Below are 21,444 nucleotides of genomic sequence, written 5' to 3'. Positions count from 1 at the left end.
ATCACTGACGTCGTACTGTTACTGACGTCGAACTACGACGCTCCCTGCGCTGTAGCCTGCTCCAAAGGAGCAAATCACACCAATGTCGCCCTCCACCATATCCTCATGATGTAAATGAAAGGCAATAATGGAGCCAGCGGAGCTTGTGTTTGCATAGCGGTCTAAAATGATGGGCGCTTGCGCCTCACTGGGCTCAAAACCCAATACTCTGCGAGCGATAAGATCGTTCATATGGCGGTTAGCCTGATGCAGCCACATTTTTTTGAGATCACTTCCCGATAGCTCCAACGACGTCAAGTGATCTGTAATCAACTGGGCTACCATGGGACATACTTCTTTGAAAACTCGCCGCCCTTCTTGCACAAAGAGCTTATCAATTGCTAACGGATCACTGTCCGTAACACGGTTTAAAAAGCCGGCATTATTGCGAATGGCATTGGAAAACTGGGTAATAAGCCGCGTACCTATAATTTCAAAGCGCTCATCGGCCACTGCATCGACACTGTTTTCCAGGACCACAGCGGTGCAAGCATCGCCGAAAATAAAGTGGCTGTCACGGTCTCGAAAGTTTAAATGTGCCGAACAGATTTCCGGGTTCACTACCAGTGCGCGCTTAATACTGCCGGACACAATAGCATTAGCGGCCGATTCAAGGGCAAACGTAGCAGAGCTGCAAGCCACGTTCATATCAAATCCATAACCCTTGGCACCCAGCATCTGCTGCACTTCTACCGCTAACGCAGGATAGGCACGTTCCATATTGGAGCAAGCCACAATCACCAGTTCGATGTCACCAGGTGCTACCTGGGCCTTTTCCAGCGCTTGGCGTGCAGCAGAGACGGCCATGTCACACTGAAGAGAGGGCTCGTCATTTTGACGTAATGGCAGCCGGGGACACATCCGCTCAGGATCTAAAATACCTGAAGCATCCAATACGTAACGACTTTTAATACCAGAGGCTTTTTCGATGAACTCGCTGCTGGAGTGGGCCAGCGGCTCACGCTCACCCCGTGCAATCGCATCCGCATGACACGCATTTTCGTTATCCACCCACGTATTAAATGCAGCCACCAGCGCCGCATTATCAATGGCGTGTTCCGGTGTATAAAGCCCTGTCCCGGTTATCACCACGTTTGTCATGCCTATCTCCTCTAAGCGGCTTTTGCCCCTATTGCTTGCTGTTCAGACTCAGGCCCAAGGCTCGCGCTTAATATTACTGTGTGCGTTATTTGCAGGGTTTACCAGTCATCTTTTAAACGCTAATTATTTCTTGCCAACGCTTTTCAAGGCGCTTTGCCGATACAGGCATCAGCGTTCCCAACTGCTGAGCAAAAAGGGAAACGCGAAGCTCCTGTATCCACCAGCCAAATTCCACCAACTCGGGATCTTCAACACGCCCCCGAAGCTCGCTTTTACGCCGCGCATCAAAGCGAGTTTCAAGGGCCTGAACGTCATGCATCAGCATCTGGTCACGCCCGCGCTCACGTGCGGCTTTTTCAAGGCGGATGAGCGCGGCTTCGGTATAACGAGGATACTCTGTCAGCCATTGGCCTGCATCACGAATGAAACCCGGGTAAACCAGCCGCTGCATCTGTACGCTGATATCGTTATACACTAGGGCAAGCGCAAAATTGAGCTTGCCTTTAAGCACTTTACTCACTGCCAAGTGGCCTTTTAGCGCCGCCTCGACCTGTTCAAGCAGGGAAGTCGCGTAATCAACCAACTCTGCTTTGGTAGCGTCTAGGCGAGCGCTCAATTCGGCCGATGAGCGCGGCAAAGGATGCTGGGCAACAACTTGAGTAAAGACGGCTAACATCAGGTCATCCAGCAACGCTTGCTTGCTGCCCACTTTGGCAAACAGCAGCGCGCATTTTTCAACACCGGGTAGGCGCTTAATCGCTTTTACCTGGTCAGGCTGTTTGGCAATTGCCAGCCGGGCAACCCCCTCTTGATGCGCCGCCAATGCCTTTGCCGGATGATCAAAAAGTGCGACCTTAAACTCACTGGCTTCAGCCACCAACGCCGGGTAGGCCTCGACACGAATGCCCGCCTGCGTAGTCACACGCGAATCAGGCAATGGCTCCTCAGGCAGGCCGTCAAGCGTAGGCGCCTGGTTTGCCTGCTCGGCCAGCGCTTGGGCACCGGCACTGGCCGCCGCTTCAAAGCGCTGCTCCAGCGCTCTGACATCGCGCCCTTGGCCCAGAAGCTCTCCAGCATGATTGACGACTCGAATGTTCATAATCAGGTGGGCATCGAGTAGATCCAGCCGCCAGTCATCCGGGTGAACACGCGTTGCGGTACGTCGACGTATAAATTCGCCCAATGCTTCTGTGAGCGGGCGTTGATCAGGCACCAGGGTTTCCAACGCTGCATCGACCCAATCAGGAATGGGTACCACTTGGCGGCGAATGCTTTTAGGCAGCGACTTTAAAAGCGCAATGCACTTTTCTCTTAAAAGCCCAGGCACCAACCACTCTAATGCGTGCACTGGCAATTGAGGCAGCATGGCGGCAGGTACGGTCAATGTAACGCCATCATCGTCTGCGTTGGGATCAAAGTGATAACTCACCGGATAAGCCACCCCGGCAAGTGTTAAATGGTCAGGGTACTGCGCTTGGGTGACATCGGCAGCGTCACGCGCTTTCAGCGCATCCAGATCAAAATTCAACAGCGCAGGCGTCTGGCGTTCAGCCTGCTTACGCCAGTGCTCGAAGCCTTTACCATTGACAATATCGTCTGGAATACGCGCGTCGTAAAACGCAAACAACGCCTCTTCATCGACCAGAATATCACGGCGGCGGGCGCGGTCTTCAAGCGCCTCCACTTCGTCAATGAGTGCGCGGTTATGAGCAAAAAACGCGCCCTGGGTCGTAAACTCGCCTTCCACCAGCGCACGACGGATAAACAGCTCGCGCGATTCTTTGGAGGCAATCGGCCCATAGTGCACACGCCGACGCGCGACAATAGGCAGGCCAAACAGCGTTACTTGCTCAAAAGCAACGACCTGCGCGCGCTTTTGTTCCCAATGAGGTTCGCTATAGCTGCGTTTCACCAAGTGCTGAGCCTGCGGTTCGATCCACTGGGGGTCGATCTTGGCAACGGTGCGCGCATACAGTTTTGTGGTTTCAATCAGCTCAAATGCCATTAGCCACTTGGGCGATTTTTTAGCGAGCCCAGACCCCGGATGAATCATGAATTTTCGGTTACGCGCCCCCAGGTACTCGCGATTTTCCACTACCGTGCCCAGGTTAGACAACAGGCCTGAAAGAAGCGCCTGGTGTAACTTGCCTGAGGTCTTGCGTCTGGCCTGACGCGCCTGTTCTTCACTCTCCTCGTCATTGCGCGGTAGCGGAGCGGGAACATCGATCTGCATATCGCGCAGCAACTGCCTAAGTTGGCGGAACGTATCGTGCCATTCACGCATGCGTAAATAATTAATATAGTGCTCGCGACACCAGCGGCGCAGCTGATTGCCGGATAATGCTTCGCGGGCATTCTCAATGCCATGCCACAAGTTGAGCAGCGCGACAAAATCCGAATCCGGGTCGTGCCAACGCTGGTGCGCCTGATCGGCAGCCTGGCGTTTATCGGCCGGACGGTCTCGCGGGTCCTGAATGGCAAGCGCGGACACCACCACCAGAACATCACGCAGGCTACCGCGCTCCGCACCTGCTAACACCATCCGTGCCAAGCGCGGGTCGATGGGCAGTTTCGCTAACTTTCGCCCCAACTCGCTCAGGTGATGCTTTTCGTTGACCGCGCCCAGCTCAAACAGTAGCCGAAAACCATCTTTTACAAAGCGGCTGTCCGGTGGGTCTACAAAGGGAAACGCCTCAATATCACCCAGTTTTAGCGCCAGCATCGACAGAATGACCGAGGCTAAATTGGTCCGCTGAATTTCAGGATCGGTAAAGGCTGGACGCGAGACGAAGTCCTCTTCGTCGTAAAGACGAATACACACCCCTTCTGCCACCCTACCGCAGCGCCCCTTGCGCTGATTGGCACTGGCCTGGCTTACCGGCTCAATCGGCAGGCGCTGAATTTTTGCCCGATAGCTGTAGCGGCTAATCCGGACAAGCCCCGGGTCCACCACATAGCGAATGCCGGGCACCGTCAACGAGGTTTCCGCAACGTTAGTGGCCAACACAATGCGCCTTCCACGGTGGGCAGAAAAAACCCGGTTCTGCTCCTCATTGGAGAGACGTGCGTACAGCGGCAGAATTTCCGTCCCTTGCAAATCAGCCCGGCGTAACGTATCGGCTGTTTCACGAATTTCTCGCTCGCCCGGCAAAAATACCAGAACATCCCGGGGGCCATGTAGCCAGCCTTTTTCGCGCTCGATGGCTTCGATTTCGAGAACGGCGTGCAAAATCCCTTCTTGTAAGGTGCGATCCTCTTCATCTTCTTCATCACGCACCAAAGGGCGATAATGCACGTCGACCGGATACGTACGTCCTGATACCTCAACGACGGGTGCGGGTGCTTTAGGCGTACCGAAATGCGCGGCAAAACGATCAACATCAATGGTTGCCGAGGTAATAATCACTTTAAGGTCAGGACGTTTAGGCAACAACCTTTTTAAATAGCCCAGCAGAAAATCGATGTTCAGGCTGCGCTCATGAGCTTCATCAATAATGATGGTGTCGTAGCGCAGCAGCAAGGGATCGTGCTGGGTTTCAGCCAGCAAGATGCCGTCGGTCATTAGCTTCACTAGCGTGGTGGGGCTGCTTTGATCCGTAAAACGTACCTGATAGCCCACCTGCTCGCCAAGCGACACCTCAAGCTCTTCGGCCAGCCGCCCGGCAACACTGCGCGCCGCTAAACGCCGTGGCTGTGTATGGCCAATAAGTCCTTTACGTCCACGGCCTAACTCCAGGCACATTTTGGGGAGCTGAGTCGTTTTGCCCGACCCGGTCTCCCCCGCCACTACCACCACCTGATGGTCACGAAGGGCGTTTAAAATATCTTCCCGACGCTCAACCACCGGCAACTCAGCCGGATAGTTAAAGGTCACCTTCAACGCCTCGCGCTGGTTAAACACTTGCTGTGCCCGGTGAATATCGCGCTCCACCTCGTGCAAACCGTGACCAATCGGCTTGTTGTCGCGCAGGCGACGCGCCAGCCCTGCTACGCGCCGCTCAAGGCGCTGGGCATCACGCAGCATAACGTTGCTTATGGTTTCATTAAGCGTAGCCAAGCGTTGATTATCGGTAAGATCAGAGGGCATATCGGTGGTCACGTTAGGCTCAGTTTCCATTCGTTATTGAAAAGCAGATGTACCAATGGATATCGGTAGGGCAAATAACTATTCGGCCCGCTACGCGAGCGGGCCGAATATTGTAACGCTTTCACCAACGCGACGCCTAACCAGTGGCGTAATCGCTCATCAGTGCGTTATCTATTTTCGTCACTATAGACGCTTCCTCTAACTATCTGCCTCACTGGCCGCAGGCTTATTTTCATCGCGCAGTTCACGACGCAATACTTTGCCCACATTGGTTTTGGGCAGTTCATCACGAAACTCGATGAACCTGGGCACTTTATAGCCGGTAAGTTCTTTTTTGCACCAGCTGCGCAGCGTTTCGGCATCCAACTGACTGTTTTTGGAGACGACAAACAGCTTGATGACTTCACCTGCGTCGTCGTCCGGCACACCGACTACCGCCGCTTCGATAATATCCGGATGGGCGGCGACCACGTCTTCCACCTCATTGGGGTAGACGTTAAAGCCCGACACCAGAATCATATCCTTCTTGCGGTCAACGATACGGATGTAGCCGTCATCCTGAAGCACGGCGATATCACCGGTATGGAACCAGCCGCCCTCATCGATGGAGTTACGGGTTTCATCGTCGCGCTGCCAGTATCCCTTCATCACTTGAGGGCCCTGCACGCAAAGCTCGCCCGGCTCGCCCAGAGCCACATCATTGCCATCAGCATCCACTACTTTTACCGAGGTGCCTGCAACGGGCTTACCGATCGTACCCAACTGAATAGCATCGGTTGGGTTAAAGCTCACAATTGGCGAGGTTTCTGTCAATCCATACCCCTCAGCAACTGGGCAACCTGTCGTTTGCTCCCAACGCTGGGCGGCTGCCTTGGTTAGTGCCATACCACCAGAAATAGTCAGCTTTAGATGGGAAAAATCGAGCTGCTTAAAGTCGTCACGATTACACAGCGCATTGAACAGCGTATTTAAGCCAATAAACGCTGTGAACTTTAGCCCTTTAAGCTCTTTTATAAAACTGTCCAGATCACGGGGGTTGGTAATCAGCAGCGAATGATTGCCCGACTCCATTAAAAACAGGCAGTTCACTGTAAAGGTGTAGATGTGATAAACCGGCAGTGGCGCTATTACTAACTCCTCGCCCACGTTTAGATGCGTACCAATAGCGGCACGCGCCTGCAGCATATTAGCAATCAAGTTACGGTGGGTTAGCATCGCCCCTTTTGGCAGGCCGGTTGTACCGCCGGTGTACTGCAGCGCGGCCAAATCATCCTGTTCTCGGCTTACCTCAGTGTGATTTAAAGAAGCGCCCTTCTTCAAAACATCACGAAAGCTTAACGCGGTGGGCAGCGAGTAGGCAGGCACCATCTTTTTCACATGCTTCACGACCGCATTAATCAACCACCGTTTGGGCAGGCCGTGCAGGTCTCCCAACTCGGTGACCAGCACATGTTTGATATCGGTTTTATCAACGACGTTTTCAAGCTTTTTAGCCATATTGGCTAATATCAACACAGCCTTGGCACCAGAATCCTTAAACTGGTGGGTCATCTCCCGCTCGGTGTAAAGCGGGTTGGTATTTACCACGACCAGACCTGCCCGCATGGCGCCAAACACCGCCACGGGGAATTGCAAGACATTGGGCAGTTGAATGGCGATCCGGTCGCCCGGCTTCAAATCAGTCTCGTGCTGAAGCCAAGCGGCAAAGTCTGCTGAAAGACGGTCAAGATCAGCAAAAGTAAGCGTTTTGCCCATGCAGCTAAAAGCAGGCTTTTGCTGATACCGGCTTACTGCCGCGTGAAAAACATCTGTGACAGAGTTGTACTTATCCAACCCTTCAAGCGCTGGGCCGCGTAAAATAGGCGCTGTGGCGTGTTCGCTCATGGGCAATCTCCGCTATCCATGTCGATGTTATAACCGACCTTGTTATTGTCGCGAGGCAAGAGGGCCAACGATATACGACCCCAGACATGCTGTAAAACGATCGATTGAAACTTGTGTTTCAACTTTAGCCGATAAAGGGCCGAGCTCTTAACTTTCCTCCTAACCTTCCTCCCATCTTTTCTAAATGTCTACGTAACAATGTAGCGTAATGGGCAGTTCTTATGGACAGTTCTTATAGACAGTTCTTATGGACAAGCCCTTATGGACAGTAACGCGCCTCGATTTCTCCTTCACGCCACACTAAAAGCTCGCCGGGCACCATGGTGCACCAGGCTTCATTGTGGGTTAGCGGCTCGGTGGCTATAACAGAAACCACATCATTGGGTGTCGTGTGCTCGGCAAAATTAACCGTAAGTTCGGCATCAGAAAGCTCGGCATCACCAAAGGGTGCTCGCCGGGTAATATGCGCAAGCTTCGTCGAGCAGTAGGTATAGAGATACTGACCATCGGACAGCAACAAGTTAAACACGCCCAAAGCACGTAGCTGTTCACATCGTGCATGCAGCGTCTCCCATAAAGATTCAGGCGATGCCGGGGCCGTTGGAAAAGCGTCTCGCAGTTGACCCATTAGCCAACAAAAAGCATGTTCGCTATCGGTATTGCCAACCGGCGTGTACACCCCCAACGGTAAGTGCTGCCATTCGCTTAGCTGACCATTGTGCGCATAGCACCAAGGGCGGCCCCACATTTCACGCGTAAAAGGGTGAGTATTCGCCAGGCGCACACCGCCAACGTTTGCTTGGCGGATATGGCTAATCACTACGTTTGATTTAATCGGGTAGTCGCAGATTAGCCGTGCGATGGGCGAGTTGACAGAAGGATGCGGGTCACGAAACTCGCGGTACCCGCCCTCTTCATAAAAAGCGATACCCCACCCGTCGCGGTGCGGCCCAGTGCCGCCACCACGATGTAAAAAGCCTGAAAAACTAAAGCAGATATCGGTCGGGACGTTAGCGCTCATCCCCAACAGCTCACACATAACCGCGCCTCCTTCCGCTTTTCATTATCTGCATTAACCAATAACCGGTTCGCGACGACGCGTAGGCTGTGGGTCTTCAGCTTCCTCCTGTTTCACGCGCTTGGCGGGCGGCGCACTTGGCGGCCGACGCCACCACCAGAGAGCGATGCCTATCGCTGCGCCGATAGCAATCCCAGCGACCAGGCACAACAGGCTGCCACGCAGCGCATTAACGTTATGCTCAAGAAAACCAACCGCGGCCACCATCGCCGCAGGCGCCCAACCGGTATAGAACTCACCCTCTTCTACTAGCGGTAGACGAAACATCGCTGGCGTCCACATGGCGCCCGCCATTCCCCACGTCACCACCAGGCGCGGCAAACGCGGTAGAAACGCCACCGCAAAATAGATGGCAATGACGACCAGCAGCGAAATACCGTAATAACTTAGCCACAGCTGTGACATTGAACCTGTAAACAGCATAATACCCCTCATGTGGGTGCATGCACCCGACGTTAATTTCCCGCTATGGTACCTATCAATTTATGAAAGCACAGCCAGACACGCTCGCAGGCTCACCCGTCGCGCGCTATTATCGCGCTAATGATCCCAAATGGCACTGGTTGGAAGCACGAGATTCGCCTGATGTTAGCGCATTTTTAGAAGCCGCCAACCAGCAGCAGGCCCAATGGTTTGCACCGCTGGCTCCGCTGGCCGAAACGCTCTATAAAAGCCATCTTGCGCGCCGTGAGCTTGCCGTCACCAGCCTTGAGACAGCGCTTGACCACTTTACGCTCTGGAGCGAGACCGGCGCCGACGATGATTACCCTCACTGGTGGCGTTTCCCAAACGGGCAACCGGCACAGCGTGAATGTTTTTTTGATGTTCAAGCCCGTGCTGCGGATGAAGAATTTTATGACATGGGCGATATGGCACTCTCTCCTGACGAGCAGTGGCTCGCCTGGACAGAGGACACACAAGGAGACGAGCGCTACACGCTTTGGATAAAATCGCTGCCCAGCGGCGAGCCTGTCTCTCTGCTCAGCGATATTGGTGCGGGCTTATGTTGGGCTGAAGACCAGACAGCAAGCTCGGCAACTCTCTTTTTTACTCGATTTGATGCAACCCAACGCCCTGACAGTATTTGGCAAGTATCGCTCCCTTTTAACGCACCTGCACAGCACTCAGCGCCTACTCTGGTGCTGCGTGAAAAGGACCCTGAGTTTTGGCTGGGCATTGGCAAAACCCGCTCGCGCCAGTGGTTACTGATCGAAAGCGGCTCGAAAGATACCAACGAGATTTACGCGCTGCCCGCGCATCGGCCATCGGCCGTGCCACTCTGTGTGCAGCCCCGTCAATCCGGCGTTGAGTACACGATTGATCACCGGCCAGGCACCTTTTACCGCGTCCATAACCAGACAAGCGCGCATTTTCAGCTCGACTTCCTGGACGAACCAGCCCTGGGCAACCCTGAAGCACGCTGGCAGCCGCTTATTGCGCCGCGCGATGACACCACACTGGAAGGTATTGATGCGTTTTCCTGGGGGCTGATTATCGCAGAGCGCGACCATACCCAAGCGCAGGTAGTGCTGCGTCGCTGGGTGTTGGATGCACAGCATCATCGCTTGGTTGACGACTACCTTAGCCTGCCAGAGCAACCTTGTTCCCAATCACTTGAAGATGCGCCGCATTTTGACACCCAGGAATTACGCTTACGCGAGGAGTCCTTTACACAGCCCCCCAGCTGGTTTGCGCTTGATCTTGCCAATGGCGAGCGAACACTCCTTAAGCGCGTTCCCGTTTATGGTGGTTTAACACCGGAGCAGTTGGTAAGCCGCCGAATATGGGCCACCAGCGCAGATGGCGAGCAAGTACCGGTCTCTATCGTAATGCGTGCGGACCTGGTCGGCGAGCCATTACCCACGCTACTTTATGGCTACGGTGCTTACGGGGAAGCGCTTGACCCGTGGTTTTCTATTGCCCGCCTGGAGTTGCTTGAACGCGGCGCCGCGTTTGCAGTTGCCCATGTGCGCGGCGGTGGCGAGCGGGGTGAACCCTGGTACTTGCAGGGTAAAATGGCGCATAAGGAGAATAGCTTTAACGACTTTCTGGCCGCGCGGGATGCGCTGGTGGAGTGCGGAGTAAGTGATCCTGCGCGAGTAGTCGCTTACGGCGCCAGCGCTGGCGGTTTATTGGTCGGCACGTGTGTTAATCGTGCTCCCAGGGCTTTTTGTGCCGCTGTGCTTGATGTGCCGTTTTTGGATGTCTTACGCACGATGCAAAACCCCGAACTTCCCCTAACCACCGCTGAGTATAGCGAATGGGGAAACCCCGAAACACCCGAAGTGGCCGAACGCATTCGTCACTACTCGCCCATGGACAATATAACGGCCCAAGAGTATCCCGCGCTTTGGATTGAAGGCAGTTGGTTTGATACACGGGTGAGCTACTGGGAGCCTGCCAAATATTACGCGCAAGTCACCCAACAGCAGCTAGGCAGCGCCCCTGTTTTGATGCATACCGATATGAGCAGCGGGCATGGCGGTGCATCCGGCCGATTTAAAGCGTGGCAAGATACCGCTAGGCAGGACGCGTTTATCCTTTGGGCATTGGGGTTAGCCGCCGATTTCAAAGATAGCGCCATCTAAGCAGCCCACTGCTTTAAACCTCCCACCGTTAGGCAGCCTTCGCGCTGCCTTTTATTTTTTGAAAATACTTTCCACAAAAACCATTTTGCTTCATACTGAACTTTAGTCGAATTCTTTTACCTTTACTATTGGAGCAAGCAATGAAGCACCAGGACCACTTCCCAACCATTTGGGACATGCCGCTTAAGCAACCGTCCGCCAAGCCGAATAAAAACACAGCAGCTAAAAACACAGCGGCTCAACCATCCTTGTTCAAAGGCATAATGCTTGCCTTAAGAAATATAGCCAAGCACAAGCCCGTCGCCTAACGATCACGTCAGGCTGGATATTTGTGTGGACCGGCTTAATGTCGTCAAAAAGGAGAGGGCTGGGGCTGCCACTAGCAGGATGGTTACTTACATGGGCAGTACAGCAATAATGTGGGATTCAAGTTCTCGTTCGGGCACATCGTCTTGAGAGACCGCAAAGCTACGCACGCTGATGCCTTTACGGTGCACGCGCTCCGCATCATTACTCAGCAGCGGATGCCAGCCAGCTAACTTCCGCCCTTCGGATACTCGGCGATACGCGCACGAAGCGGGCAGCCAGGTAAACTCTTTTACCAGTGCAGGCGTCAGTTGGGTGCAGTCAGGCACACTATCAAAGCGATTCGGGTAATCACTGCATTGGCAGCTTTGAATATCCAGCAGGCGGCAGGCGACGTTCAAGACGGCCAGCTCCTGCGTTTCATCATCATGTAGCTTTAACAGGCAACACTGCCCGCAGCCATCGCAAAGTGCCTCCCACTCTTGCGGGGTAAGCTCTTCCAGCGTGTAACGCTCCCAAAAGCGCTCGCGCATTCCGGTTTCCATCCTTACTCCTCTTGCGGGTTATACGCGTAACTTACAGCCCATCGCTGCTTAACGTGGCGCTTAACGCTGGCCATAGCGAATGATAATCCGCTTCCAGTAAACGATAGTCGCTTTGCAGCCAAGGGATGAGTTCAGCAAGCCGATTTGGTCCTGACAAGCGCTGACCAAGACCCGCAACTGCCTTGCAGGTAAAATCAAAATCGGCGTAATTTCTTAGCCAATCATGCTTGATCATAAAGGGCATCATCCCCTCCAGCCGATTGGGCGCCGGTCTCGCTGACAACAGGCGATAACAGCGCTCTACCATTTGCTGCTGCTCAAGCAAGCCGGCCTTATCTCGCGCTAAAAAATGATCCCACACAATATCCAGTGCAATCCCAGCGTAGCGTTGCTTACCTGCAGGCGCCCGATGTTTCGCATTTAGCACGCTTGGATGCTGGTCGACCCAGGCATCCACTTTACGGTGATGCTGTATGCCGCTCGCGACATCCGCTGGCCAATCACCCAGATGGCTACCTTTAACACCATCGGCAATCAGGTTGCCGTAAAGAAAATCATCACTCCCTTCACAGGCAAGCCAGGCATGGGCCAGGAAATTCACGGTAGCGGCTACTGCGCCGCATCGCGCGCGTTTAATTGCGCGCGATGTACATCAAGCAAGTAATCCTCTTTTGCAGGCGGCATCTGCAGATAAAAGCCCTGCTCATCAATAGCGGCTATAACGTCATCAACATTTACTCGGGCCAGTTTTTTATCGGCGGTGAGAATCATGGTGAATACCGCAACGGGCTTTCCAAACGTTGCAAGCAGCGCCTCAGGAACGGGCGTGAGCCCTTTGCGCTTATCAACGTATAAATACATTTCATCTTTTCGCGAGCTTTTAAAAATCTCACAAAGCAGCTTGTCACTCATTTAGACAACTCCTTTAATGCCTGCTCAAGCTCATCGGCGAAACATTCGCCCCGCCATCCTTGTGGCAGAGTTAAAGGCTGGCTTGCCATGTCCTGCATAACCAACGCCTCAATATCACGGCGGCGCATCAACACTTCAGACGCCATGCCAAGCCCGGCCGCTTTCGTGTTAATAACGGATTTTAGGGCTTTGAAACGTTGTTTAAAGGCGGGCTGCATCGGGTCCGGCCAACGCGCCAACAGCTCATTTTCGTCGCAGTGCTGGGCCTTTTTAACCATTGCCAATAGCGTGTCGCCCTCTTTTTTGACCAACGCTGGCTTAAAGCCTTCCACCTCGGCCAACTCATAGCGATTTTTCGGCATGGCGTCAGCAGCCGCAAACAGCAACTTGTCACTAATAAGCCAATTGCGCGGCAAATTACGCCGCCGTGTTTCGCCTTCCCGCCAAATGGTCATCAGGCGATAAGCTTCTAATTGGCGCGGATCAAGCCGCCATAGCTGACGGTGACGGGCGTACCACTGGCCATCCGCTTCAACACTGCGCCCGGCCTGTTCGATCAAACTGGCACACTCTTCATGCAGCCATTGGCCGCGGCCTAACCCTTCCAGTCGTTCAGCCTGATGCGCCCATACTTGAAGCAGGTAAATAACATCCAACGCCGCATAGTCACACTGAGAGGACGTCAAAGGCCGCTCTAGCCAGTTGGAGCGTGTCTCCTCTTTGGGCAGCGTTTCGCCTATCCAAAACTCCACCAGCTTTTGATACCCCATCGAGGGCACTTCACCGAGAAACCCTTGAGCAACCTGCGTATCCACCAATGGCGTTGGTAACACCCCGGCCCAATGCTGAAAAACTTCTAAATCTTCACTACACGCATGCAGCAGTTTAATGGCGCTATTTTGCAGTAACTGCCGAAAGGCGGGCGTGCAGGACGTGGCCAGCGGGTCAACCAAGTACGCAACGTCCCCGGCAGCAAATTGAATTAATGCAGGGACGGGGAAAAACGTGTTTTCACGGAAAAACTCTGTATCCAGCGCGATGACAGGGGCGTTGGCCACTTGTGCGCAGGCCGCGTCAAGCGCCTCGGGGCTGTCAATCCACTGGTATACGGGGGAGGCTAGAGAAGACAAAGCATACTTCCAGGTTGCTACAACCGCGATTGCGCTTGCAATGTTGGTGGGTTAATCGCTGGTAAAGGGCTGTCGGCCATTAAACGCACGGCTTAAGGTACCGCCATCGACATACTCAAGCTCACCACCCATAGGCACACCATAAGCTAAACGTGAAAACTTCACGCCGTAATGGGCCAATTGAGCGGCGATATAGTGCGCGGTTGCTTCACCTTCGACGGTTGGGTTGGTCGCCAGTACAATTTCTTCGATATGGCCTTCTGCTACACGCGTTTCCAACTGCTCAAGCCCAATCGCGTCAGGACCGATACCATCCAAAGGCGACAAGTGCCCATGAAGCACAAAATAGCGGCCCTGAAAGCCACCCGCTTCCTCAATCGCCAGCTGATCAGCGGGTGACTCAACCACACACAATAAGGCATCGTCGCGGCGAGGCGTTTCGCATATCGCGCAAATATCAGCTTCGGTCAGCGTGCGACAGCGCTGACAGTAGCCGACCTCGTCAATCGCTTTTTGAATGACCGAAGCAAGACGCTGACCGCCTGCCCGCTCACGCTCAAGCAAATGCATTGCCATACGTTGGGCCGTCTTCGGCCCAACCCCTGGCAACACACGAAACGCATCCATCAGTTGTTCAATAAGAGGAGAAAATCGCATTACTTAGAACGGCATCTTGAAACCAGGCGGCAGGTTCAATCCAGCCGTTGCTTCTTCCATCCGAGCTTTAGAGTTTGTTTCAACTTTACGTACAGCATCATTCACCGCGGCGGCTAAAAGATCTTCAAGCAGCTCTTTATCTTCTTCCATTACGCTTGGATCGATGCTGACCTGGCTCACGTCATGGCGTCCGTTCATGGTGACTTTAACCATGCCTGCGCCGGCTTCACCGTATACTTCTGACTGAGCGGCTTCTTCCTGAATGCGCTGCATTTTTTCCTGCATCTCTTGGGCTTGCTTCATCAAGTTGCCCATTCCACCTTTCAACATGGTGTGCTCTCCTGGCTAATTAAAGACGGGGTTGTTAAAAAACGAGTATCCGGTGCAATGCTAACGCTTGGCGGCCGCAGGCTTGACAGTTGATTCTATCAGCGTCGCACCAAACGCCTGCTGTAACTTCTGTATATTGGGATCGTGGTTCAAGAGATCAACAGCCTGCGCATGCTGCTCTTGATTCAACCGCTCTTCGCGCTGACGCGGTGTCTCACTCTGTGTCGACAGCTCGGCCACCACGAATTCGACCCGGCGCGGCAACCCTTGTTCACTTAATGCGCGCTCGATGCGCGTTTTATGAATCTCTGCCTGCATGGCCGCCTGACTTGGATCCAGGCGCAGCGTCAACGTATTGCCATCGTCGCTCTCCAGCAGACAGTTCGCCGCCAAACTGCGCGTTAAGCCGCCCAAGCCTAAAGAATCAAAGCATAGCAGCCATTTTGCATGGTCCAGCACTTCATTGCCGACGTCAGCGATGGGCGCTGTCTGCCCAGGGGCTGGCACGGCTTCTGACTCAGAGGTTGATACCGGCGCTGAAGCCAACACAGCCTCTGAAGCGGGGGCTTTGCGAGCACTTGGCGAAGGCGCTTCCGTTTGGCCGCTTTCATGTGCTTCGGCTTGCTCCACCTCATCAAGCGACCATGGCGGCGGCATTGGGCTATCCGCGGCAGCTGCCTCGTTATCGTCTGCTTTATACCCTGTTGAACCCATCCGTATTTCGGGACTATCGCCAAGCGCTTCCCCTTCAACACGTACATCAGACGCTGGCTGCTGGACATGTTTTTTTTCGAGCTCTGCTTGCGGCGTGTCTATATAGTCTGTGTCTGCCTTTGGCTGATCCCCAGTCCCAGGTACGGGAGCATCGGATAGAGAGCTAACCGCAGACGCGGCAGACGCTTCGGGCTCTGGTTGAACATAATTGCTGGCCGAGGCTGAAGCAGGTGACTGAGTCGCCGTACTGGCTGGCGCTGCGCTCTGCCCCACGCTTTGACTGCCCTCCGACCCTGTTGGCTCAGCACGCAGCGGCAGCGGCGTGCGGGGCGGCTTGGGCACGCCCTGCGGCCGGAATGCCAGCATGCGCAGTAGCGTCATTTCCAGCGCACTGCGCAAGTCAGGCGCGTGTGCCATATCGCCTCGGCCTTGAAGCCCTATTTGGTAGTAGAGCTGAATATCTTCAGCGGTAAAGCGGCTGGCGAGCTGTAAAATAGCCTCTCGATCACCATGACTGTTATCCACGGCGTCCGGCACCATTTGGGCAACGGCAAGACGGTGCAAAATAGCCGACAGCTCGTCTAGCACGGCAGCAAAATCAGGGCCCTGTTCTGCCAATTGTGCTACTTCAGCCAGCAGTTGCTGCACATCTACATCCGCCAGCGCGCTTACCAGCGCTAAAATATGCCGGTGATCCAGGGCTCCCAGCATCGCCGCTACATCGACATGGCGGACGGCGCCCTGCCCAAAGGCAATCGCCTGGTCGGTCAGACTCATGGCGTCACGCATTGAGCCTTCAGCTGCTTTGCCTAATAGCCATAGCGCGCTTTCATCGAAGGCCACGCCCTCTTCACCCAGTACATAGGTGAGATGCTCAACAACTCGCTCAGGCGGCATGTGTTTAAGCGTGAACTGAAGGCAGCGCGACAGCACCGTTGCAGGCAGCTTTTGCGGATCAGTAGTGGCAAGCAGAAACTTAACGTGAGGGGGCGGCTCTTCCAGCGTTTTCAATAGCGCGTTAAAACTGCTGGTTGAAAGCATGTGCACCTCATCAATCAGGTACACCTTGTAACGCCCCTGGGTGGGCGCATACTGCACGTTATCCAGTAATTCGCGGGTATCTTCTACCTTGGTGCGCGACGCCGCATCGACTTCGATCAAGTCGACAAAACGCCCTTCATCAATGGCTACGCAGCTATCGCACTGACCACACGGTGTTGAGGTAATGCCCTCATCGCCGCGCCCGTTAGCTGTGCAGTTCAAGCATTTGGCCAATATGCGGGCAAGCGTGGTTTTACCGACACCGCGGGTGCCGGTAAATAAATAGGCGTGGTGAAGACGCCCCTGGTCAAGCGCATTGACCAAGGCGCGCTGAACATGGGCCTGACCCACGAGTTCGTGGAATGTACGTGGTCGCCACTTGCGGGCCAGAACCTGATAGCTCATTGAGCAATACTTCCTTCGGCGGGCTGTCCTGATGATGCATCTTTCAATAACAGCAGGTGCCACAATGCGTGATAAAACGCCATTCTAGCGGCTACGCCGCAGCCCGCCAACCGCCCGAGCGGGGAACTCGGGCGTTATCGTTAGGCGTTATCTGCACCATCTTCCGCACCTGCCCGCTGGGCAGCTTCTTTAACCAGCTTTTCGAGCTCGCCGTTTTGATGCATTTCCACGACGATATCGCAGCCACCGACCAGCTCACCTTCAACCCACAGCTGCGGGAAAGTAGGCCAATTGGCGATTTTAGGCAGCTCAGCACGGATATCCGGGTTATCCAAAATATTAACGAACGCAAAGCGCTCACCGCAGTTCATCAAGGCCTGGACCGTCTGGGCTGAGAAGCCACACTGCGGCAGCTGAGGCGAGCCTTTCATGTAAAGCAAAATGGGATTTTCGCTAATTTGACGCTGAATATTTTCGGCTGTTGTGCTCATAAAAGTACTCCTTAAGTAAAGAACTAGCGCAACGAAGGTCAGTATACGCACGAAATAAACCGTAGATCACCCAGGCGCCTGACGCCTGCCTTAATACCTGAGTACGGTACTCGGCCTTCATCTTTGGAGACCATTCTACGCGTGCCGTTCGCGTTGCGCATCCCCCGCCGCCTCGCTAGGATGGTGTTTTTACGCGGAGAGAAGCAACCATGGCGACACGCCATTTCCTTACCCTGCTGGATTTGACGCCTGATGAACTGAGTTATTTGATTCAGCGTGCCATTAAAATCAAAACAGATCTTAAGGCCAACGGGCCGGAGTATGCGCCGCTGGCGAACCGAACGCTGGCGATGATCTTTGAAAAATCGTCGACACGTACACGCGTATCGTTTGAAACCGGCATGGCGCAATTTGGCGGGCACGCGCTGTTCTTATCTCCGCGCGACACTCAGTTAGGGCGCGGCGAGCCAATCGAAGACACCGCTCGCGTGCTTTCCGAGATGGTCGATGCCGTTATGATCCGCACCTTCTCTCATGCGGGCCTTGAAACCTATGCCAGCGCCAGCAGCGTTCCCGTCATTAACGCGTTAAGCGATGACTATCACCCTTGCCAGCTACTGGCCGACGTGATGACCTGGACCGAGCTACGCGGAAGCGTTAAGGGCCGCACCGCCGTCTGGATTGGCGACGGTAACAACATGTGTCACTCGTGGATTAACGCGGCGCGCCAGTTTGATTTCCATCTGCGCATTTGCTGCCCGAAAGGCTACGAACCACGCGCCGACATCATGGAGGCCGCTGGGGATCACGTCACACTAATGCACGACCCGCAGGCAGCCGTTCAGGGCGTAGACCTGGTGACCACCGATGTTTGGGCGTCCATGGGTCAAGAGGAAGAGCAGGCCAAGCGTGAAGCGGATTTTGCCGGTTTCCAGGTCACAGAAACCATGCTGGATCAGGCGCAAAGCAATGTACTGTTCTTGCACTGCCTACCTGCACACCGTGGCGAAGAGATCAGCCATACGCTGCTTGATGACCCCCGCGCGGTGGTATGGCAAGAAGCTGGAAACCGCTTACACGCGCAAAAGGCGTTAATCGAGTTTTTACTGCTTGGCCAGATTAGCGAATAAACCCGCATCAATAGCCACCAAAGAGCCCTGTTTGGTGGCTATTGATATTGATGTTTTGCATCAGATGGCGAGTTTTAGGCAACTATCACCCAAGAGCCATTGATACACACATACGAAAAAGCCTCGCTATGAATAGCGAGGCTTTTTCGATTAATTCTGGTGGAGCCTAGCGGGATCGAACCGCTGACCTCAACACTGCCAGTGTTGCGCTCTCCCAGCTGAGCTAAGGCCCCAATGCCGTCGCCCTTACGGACTAAGCGAGGCGCATGCTATTATGAAACCGGACCAAGGTCAAGAAACCATTCAAATACGCGTTTGCTAATTCTACTTTATAGTCAGCTGTGGCACTCTATGGGTCAGCGTCAGAGGCTACCTTCTGAGCCCACTATGTTTCCACGCAGGAGCCAGCCCCCTTGATCAACGTTCTAATCGCCGATGATCATCATCTGGTAAGAACCAGTATTGCTCATCTGCTAAATGAAGAGAGCGATATCAAAATTGTCGGTGAGGTCGACGATGGCGAAAGCGCAGTCACCCAGTGCCGTCATTTAAAACCGGACATTGTCCTGATGGACATACGCATGCCGGGGATAGGCGGGCTGGAAGCAACGCGCCGCATCCATCGTACGATGGAAGATATCAAGGTACTGATCTTAACGGCGCACATGGAAGACAGCGTACTACGCCGCATGTTGGAGGCTGGCGCATCCGGTTTTTTAAGCAAGGGCGCCGGCGCAACAGAAATGACCGATGCGATCCGCCAGGTATTTCATGGTCGTCGCTACGTCAGCCAAGAGATAGCCCAGCGCTTGGCCTTGTCTCACTTTACTAACGAAGACAACCCGTTTAGCCATCTCTCCCATCGCGAGCTACAAATTGCATTAATGATCGTCAACTGTCAGCGCGTTCAGGATATTTCTGACCGTTTGCATTTGAGTCCCAAAACCGTGAATACATACCGCTATCGGCTATTTGATAAACTTCAGGTGGCCACCGATGTCGAACTGACACACCTGGCACTACGTCATGGCCTAGTGGATGGCTTTGACGCCAGTCAGGGATAAACCTAACATCCTTAGCCACTCCTCGGCGTTCGATACGGTGCAATGACATTTAATGCAAAACAGTTTTTAAGCTCGGTAAGCACCTCCCCCGGCGTTTACCGTATGCTTGACGAACACAGCGATACGCTCTATGTAGGCAAAGCGAAACGCTTAAAAGCCCGCCTTGCCAGCTATTTTCGTGGCCAGTTGAACACTAAAACGCAGGCGATGGTGGCACGGATTGCGGATATTCAAATCACCGTAACCCGCAGCGAAACCGAGGCACTGCTACTTGAGCAAACCCTGATCAAGGAGCTTCGCCCGCCCTACAATATTTTATTACGGGATGATAAGTCCTACCCGTTTATCTTCGTCACTGATCGCCACAACTATCCCAGGCTTGAATATAAACGCGCACGTCAACGGCGTGACGACGGCCGCTACTTGGGCCCCTACCCCAGCAGCGGCGCGGTACGCGAAAGCCTGTCACTCATGCAGAAAATCTTCCGCATTCGCAACTGCGAAGACAGTGTTTTTGCCCATCGCTCTCGTCCGTGCCTACAGCATCAAATCCAGCGCTGTAGCGCTCCTTGCGTAGACTACATTGCAAAAGAGGATTACCGCCGCGACGTTGAACACGCCGTTATGTGTCTGGAAGGCAAAAGTGAACACGTAACCCAAGCGCTGACCGAGGCGATGGAAGCCGCCAGCCAAGACCTGGATTTTGAGGAGGCTGCCCGCTTCCGTGACCAGATACAGCAATTACGCCAGCTACAGCAGCGCCAGTTTGTCGATAACCAGAACGGCGATGCCGATATTTTCGCGCTCGCCCAACGGCCAGGCGCGCTAGGCGTTTCGGTGTTAAGCGTTCGCGATGGGCGCATGCTCGGCGCCCGCCACCATGCGCCCAAAAACGGTCTAGACCTTTCCCCAGAAACCCTACTGACCGAGGTGGTGAGCCAGTACTATTTTGGCCAGCCGCATAACGTGCCCAGTGAAGTCATTACCAGCCATGCGCTGGATGACAGCGACCTGATTGCCGAGGCGCTCACACAGCAAGCGGGCAAGCGTATTCGTGTGACAAGCCAGGTACGCGGGCATCGCGCCCAGTGGCAGCAACTGGCGATGACCAATGCTGAGCAGCAGTTAGCGTCTCAATTGGCGAACCATACGCAGCTCACCCAACGCTTTGCAGCGCTTCAGAAAGCACTGGGCCTTGAATCCATGCCCGAACGGCTTGAGTGTTTCGATATCAGCCATAGCCAGGGTGAAGCCACCGTGGCCTCCTGCGTGGTCTTTGACCATCAAGGACCGCGCAAGAGCGACTATCGCCATTTCCGCATAGAAGGCGTGGCGGCGGGCGATGATTACGCCGCCATGCAGCAAGCGCTGACGCGAAGGCTGAAACGCGTAGAAAGCGGCGAAGCCATCGCCCCGGATATTTTGATTGTCGATGGCGGCAAAGGTCAGCTTAATATGGCCCGAGAGGTGCTCAACCAACTCGGCATTACCACGATCATTTTGCTAGGCGTTGCCAAAGGCACCACACGCAAGGCCGGGCTTGAGACACTCTTTTTGGAAACATCGGATAACCCACTTCCCTTGGATCCCGCGTCCCCTGCTCTGCACTTAATTCAGCATATCCGGGATGAATCGCACCGTTTTGCAATTGCAGGCCACCGAGCCCAGCGCGACAAGGCCAGGCGCACTTCTACTCTGCAAGACATTCCCGGCATTGGTCCTAAACGGCGCCGTGAGTTGTTACGTTTTTTTGGCGGATTGCAAGGTGTGCAGAAAGCGAGCCGCGCCGAGCTGGCAAGAGTCCCCGGCATTAGCGCCGCACTTGCAGAGAGTATTTATTTGGCCCTGAATGGATAAACCACCATTGGGCATAGATGCTAGTCGCTAAGGCGGATAGAATAGCCTTTACTACATTTCGAATTTAATGACTCTCCGGTAAGGA

At 54.2% G+C, this 21,444-nt stretch carries 18 protein-coding genes and 1 tRNA gene; 5 read left to right on the top strand and 14 right to left on the bottom strand.

Annotated elements, in window-relative coordinates; genetic code table 11:
- Positions 1 to 18: 18 nt before the first annotated feature.
- From ACT3T7_RS15940 to ACT3T7_RS15920, 5 genes are all read right to left on the bottom strand, one after another.
- Positions 19 to 1,140 carry a beta-ketoacyl-ACP synthase III gene (locus ACT3T7_RS15940; RefSeq protein ID WP_444631538.1) on the bottom strand — a complete coding sequence of 374 codons (1,122 nt, stop codon included), beginning with the start codon at positions 1,138 to 1,140 and terminating at the stop codon, positions 19 to 21.
- Between the two features lie 112 nt (positions 1,141 to 1,252).
- Positions 1,253 to 5,257, bottom strand: coding sequence for an ATP-dependent RNA helicase HrpA (gene hrpA, locus ACT3T7_RS15935; protein WP_444631537.1), 4,005 nt, complete (start codon positions 5,255 to 5,257; stop codon positions 1,253 to 1,255).
- Positions 5,258 to 5,425: 168 nt separating this feature from the next.
- Positions 5,426 to 7,111 carry an AMP-binding protein gene (locus tag ACT3T7_RS15930; protein ID WP_193057114.1) on the bottom strand — a complete coding sequence of 562 codons (1,686 nt, stop codon included), beginning with the start codon at positions 7,109 to 7,111 and terminating at the stop codon, positions 5,426 to 5,428.
- 259 nt (positions 7,112 to 7,370) lie between these two features.
- Positions 7,371 to 8,150, bottom strand: a complete 780-nt coding sequence (locus tag ACT3T7_RS15925; RefSeq protein ID WP_172117062.1) for a class II glutamine amidotransferase — start codon at positions 8,148 to 8,150, stop codon at positions 7,371 to 7,373.
- Between the two features lie 33 nt (positions 8,151 to 8,183).
- The gene (locus tag ACT3T7_RS15920; RefSeq protein WP_172117063.1) at positions 8,184 to 8,612 is read right to left on the bottom strand and encodes a hypothetical protein; all 429 of its coding nucleotides are present in this window, start codon (positions 8,610 to 8,612) and stop codon (positions 8,184 to 8,186) included.
- Between the two features lie 62 nt (positions 8,613 to 8,674).
- Here ACT3T7_RS15920 and ACT3T7_RS15915 point away from each other — a divergent pair, with 62 nt between their 5' ends.
- Together ACT3T7_RS15915 and ACT3T7_RS15910 are read left to right on the top strand one after the other, a co-directional pair.
- Positions 8,675 to 10,777 (top strand): S9 family peptidase, encoded by a 2,103-nt coding sequence (locus ACT3T7_RS15915; RefSeq protein WP_444631551.1) that lies wholly within the window; start codon positions 8,675 to 8,677, stop codon positions 10,775 to 10,777.
- Between the two features lie 140 nt (positions 10,778 to 10,917).
- A complete protein-coding gene (locus ACT3T7_RS15910) occupies positions 10,918 to 11,085 on the top strand; it encodes a hypothetical protein (protein WP_444631536.1) in 168 nt (55 codons plus the stop codon).
- A gap of 87 nt (positions 11,086 to 11,172) precedes the next feature.
- On the opposite strand, the gene ACT3T7_RS15905 is transcribed toward ACT3T7_RS15910, so the two are convergent.
- The 8 genes from ACT3T7_RS15905 to grxD form a co-directional block, all read right to left on the bottom strand.
- Positions 11,173 to 11,628, bottom strand: a complete 456-nt coding sequence (locus ACT3T7_RS15905) for a YcgN family cysteine cluster protein (RefSeq protein ID WP_172117064.1) — start codon at positions 11,626 to 11,628, stop codon at positions 11,173 to 11,175.
- A 31-nt stretch (positions 11,629 to 11,659) separates the two neighbouring features.
- Positions 11,660 to 12,229 (bottom strand): acyl carrier protein phosphodiesterase, encoded by a 570-nt coding sequence (locus ACT3T7_RS15900; protein WP_444631535.1) that lies wholly within the window; start codon positions 12,227 to 12,229, stop codon positions 11,660 to 11,662.
- Positions 12,230 to 12,237: 8 nt separating this feature from the next.
- Complete coding sequence (locus tag ACT3T7_RS15895; protein WP_193057112.1) at positions 12,238 to 12,540, bottom strand: YcgL domain-containing protein; 303 nt, start codon at positions 12,538 to 12,540, stop codon at positions 12,238 to 12,240.
- Complete coding sequence (rnd, locus tag ACT3T7_RS15890; RefSeq protein WP_444631534.1) at positions 12,537 to 13,670, bottom strand: ribonuclease D; 1,134 nt, start codon at positions 13,668 to 13,670, stop codon at positions 12,537 to 12,539. The genes ACT3T7_RS15895 and rnd overlap by 4 nt, the downstream gene beginning before the upstream one ends.
- 51 nt (positions 13,671 to 13,721) lie before the next feature.
- Entirely contained in the window at positions 13,722 to 14,327 is a 606-nt protein-coding gene (recR, locus tag ACT3T7_RS15885) for a recombination mediator RecR (protein ID WP_172117068.1), read from the bottom strand.
- Positions 14,328 to 14,330: 3 nt separating this feature from the next.
- On the bottom strand, positions 14,331 to 14,657 hold the full coding sequence (locus ACT3T7_RS15880) for a YbaB/EbfC family nucleoid-associated protein (protein ID WP_172117069.1): 327 nt from the start codon (positions 14,655 to 14,657) through the stop codon (positions 14,331 to 14,333).
- Positions 14,658 to 14,717: 60 nt separating this feature from the next.
- On the bottom strand, positions 14,718 to 16,817 hold the full coding sequence (gene dnaX / locus ACT3T7_RS15875; RefSeq protein WP_444631533.1) for a DNA polymerase III subunit gamma/tau: 2,100 nt from the start codon (positions 16,815 to 16,817) through the stop codon (positions 14,718 to 14,720).
- Positions 16,818 to 16,957: 140 nt separating this feature from the next.
- Positions 16,958 to 17,308 carry a Grx4 family monothiol glutaredoxin gene (gene grxD, locus ACT3T7_RS15870; RefSeq protein WP_172117071.1) on the bottom strand — a complete coding sequence of 117 codons (351 nt, stop codon included), beginning with the start codon at positions 17,306 to 17,308 and terminating at the stop codon, positions 16,958 to 16,960.
- 209 nt (positions 17,309 to 17,517) lie between these two features.
- Here grxD and argF point away from each other — a divergent pair, with 209 nt between their 5' ends.
- Positions 17,518 to 18,438 carry an ornithine carbamoyltransferase gene (argF, locus tag ACT3T7_RS15865; protein ID WP_444631532.1) on the top strand — a complete coding sequence of 307 codons (921 nt, stop codon included), beginning with the start codon at positions 17,518 to 17,520 and terminating at the stop codon, positions 18,436 to 18,438.
- 157 nt (positions 18,439 to 18,595) lie between these two features.
- On the opposite strand, the gene ACT3T7_RS15860 is transcribed toward argF, so the two are convergent.
- Positions 18,596 to 18,671: transfer RNA gene (locus ACT3T7_RS15860), tRNA-Ala, on the bottom strand.
- Between the two features lie 180 nt (positions 18,672 to 18,851).
- Between ACT3T7_RS15860 and uvrY the strand changes: the two genes are divergently transcribed.
- Together uvrY and uvrC are read left to right on the top strand one after the other, a co-directional pair.
- Positions 18,852 to 19,502 (top strand): UvrY/SirA/GacA family response regulator transcription factor, encoded by a 651-nt coding sequence (uvrY, locus tag ACT3T7_RS15855; RefSeq protein WP_087106657.1) that lies wholly within the window; start codon positions 18,852 to 18,854, stop codon positions 19,500 to 19,502.
- A gap of 42 nt (positions 19,503 to 19,544) precedes the next feature.
- Positions 19,545 to 21,359, top strand: coding sequence for an excinuclease ABC subunit UvrC (gene uvrC / locus ACT3T7_RS15850; protein ID WP_444631531.1), 1,815 nt, complete (start codon positions 19,545 to 19,547; stop codon positions 21,357 to 21,359).
- Positions 21,360 to 21,444 lie beyond the last annotated feature (85 nt).

The sequence above is a fragment of the Halomonas sp. 111 genome, from assembly GCF_052379685.1.
Classification (GTDB): Bacteria; Pseudomonadota; Gammaproteobacteria; order Pseudomonadales; family Halomonadaceae; genus Vreelandella; species Vreelandella citrativorans.
The sequence above is the reverse complement of the archived record's forward strand: the minus strand, read 5'-3'. Positions and strand labels throughout refer to the sequence as shown.

Bases quoted from the DNA above. Each gene is read 5' to 3' on its own strand.
- ACT3T7_RS15880 (WP_172117069.1), bottom strand. From the start codon at position 14,657: ATGTTGAAAGGTGGAATGGGCAACTTGATGAAGCAAGCCCAAGAGATG.
- uvrC (WP_444631531.1), top strand. From the start codon at position 19,545: ATGACATTTAATGCAAAACAGTTTTTAAGCTCGGTAAGCACCTCCCCC.
- grxD (WP_172117071.1), bottom strand. From the start codon at position 17,308: ATGAGCACAACAGCCGAAAATATTCAGCGTCAAATTAGCGAAAATCCC.
- ACT3T7_RS15895 (WP_193057112.1), bottom strand. From the start codon at position 12,540: ATGAGTGACAAGCTGCTTTGTGAGATTTTTAAAAGCTCGCGAAAAGAT.
- ACT3T7_RS15925 (WP_172117062.1), bottom strand. From the start codon at position 8,150: ATGTGTGAGCTGTTGGGGATGAGCGCTAACGTCCCGACCGATATCTGC.
- ACT3T7_RS15920 (WP_172117063.1), bottom strand. From the start codon at position 8,612: ATGCTGTTTACAGGTTCAATGTCACAGCTGTGGCTAAGTTATTACGGT.
- ACT3T7_RS15940 (WP_444631538.1), bottom strand. From the start codon at position 1,140: ATGACAAACGTGGTGATAACCGGGACAGGGCTTTATACACCGGAACAC.
- ACT3T7_RS15930 (WP_193057114.1), bottom strand. From the start codon at position 7,111: ATGAGCGAACACGCCACAGCGCCTATTTTACGCGGCCCAGCGCTTGAA.
- ACT3T7_RS15905 (WP_172117064.1), bottom strand. From the start codon at position 11,628: ATGGAAACCGGAATGCGCGAGCGCTTTTGGGAGCGTTACACGCTGGAA.
- dnaX (WP_444631533.1), bottom strand. From the start codon at position 16,817: ATGAGCTATCAGGTTCTGGCCCGCAAGTGGCGACCACGTACATTCCAC.
- recR (WP_172117068.1), bottom strand. From the start codon at position 14,327: ATGCGATTTTCTCCTCTTATTGAACAACTGATGGATGCGTTTCGTGTG.
- ACT3T7_RS15910 (WP_444631536.1), top strand. From the start codon at position 10,918: ATGAAGCACCAGGACCACTTCCCAACCATTTGGGACATGCCGCTTAAG.
- hrpA (WP_444631537.1), bottom strand. From the start codon at position 5,257: ATGGAAACTGAGCCTAACGTGACCACCGATATGCCCTCTGATCTTACC.
- ACT3T7_RS15915 (WP_444631551.1), top strand. From the start codon at position 8,675: ATGAAAGCACAGCCAGACACGCTCGCAGGCTCACCCGTCGCGCGCTAT.
- argF (WP_444631532.1), top strand. From the start codon at position 17,518: ATGGCGACACGCCATTTCCTTACCCTGCTGGATTTGACGCCTGATGAA.